This window comes from Polaromonas sp. P3_C2 (genome assembly GCF_056402675.1).
The window spans coordinates 1-834 of the sequence record NZ_JBFUGX010001107.1; the positions used below are offsets into that span (position 1 = coordinate 1).

At 62.2% G+C, this 834-nt stretch carries 2 protein-coding genes; both read right to left on the minus strand.

Annotation, left to right across the window (positions count from 1 at the left end):
- On the minus strand, positions 1 to 592 hold a 592-nt coding region (locus AC1DWI_RS24940), incomplete at its 3' end, for a hypothetical protein (protein WP_477726153.1).
- Between the two features lie 11 nt (positions 593 to 603).
- Positions 604 to 834, minus strand: a 231-nt coding sequence (locus AC1DWI_RS24945) for an acyl-CoA dehydrogenase family protein (RefSeq protein ID WP_477726154.1), incomplete at its 5' end; no start/stop codon positions are given.

Below are 834 nucleotides of genomic sequence, written 5' to 3' on the forward strand. Positions count from 1 at the left end.
GGTACAGCTTGCCACTCTGGTAGCACCACCTGTCCACTTCACCGTCACCCTGGACCAGTCCGGTCAGGCAGCGGTCTCCTTCGCGTTCATAGAATACGCCCTTGCCTCCCGCCAGGAGTGGGCGCAGGTTCTTGAAGTCAGGCGTTGGGCCGAGCGAATACATCAACTGCTGGGCGGGATAAGGATTTCCGGCGCCATGGGCGTATTCAAACAGCGTGAGGTTTCCCATGCTTGCCCACTTGAACTGCTCACATCCCGTGTGATGCGCCAGGCCCTTGGCGGTAAAACCCATGGGTTCGTCAAGGTCGATGCTGACGGTGGTGCCGTCCCGCAGGGTGAGGCCGACGGCGTAGGCCGCGAAACGGCCCTTCAGGGCGAGCATAGCTTCCTCGGAGACCTCCCCCACCCTTGAGGCATCCAGAAAGACGTTCACGGCCTTTCCCCGCAGAGATTCGGGGACGCCGCATTCGAACGTAGCGTCGGCTTGCGGCACTGCCGCGTAGGGCGGGGGCTCATCTTTTTCGCACGCACCGAGAAGCGCGGCAAGCACGAGCACAAGGAGCCATCTCGCCGTCTGATGTATCACTGGCATGGGTACCGGCCTTACATGGTCTCGGCGAACAATTCGCGTCCAATCAGCATGCGGCGGATTTCGCTGGTGCCGGCACCGATTTCATAGAGTTTGGCGTCGCGCCAGAGGCGGCCCAGCGGGTATTCGTTGATGTAGCCGTTGCCGCCGTAGATCTGCACACCCTCGCCGGCCATCCAGGTGGCTTTTTCGGCGCACCAGAGGATGACGGAGGCGCAGTCCTTGCGGACCTGGCGCACGTGGTC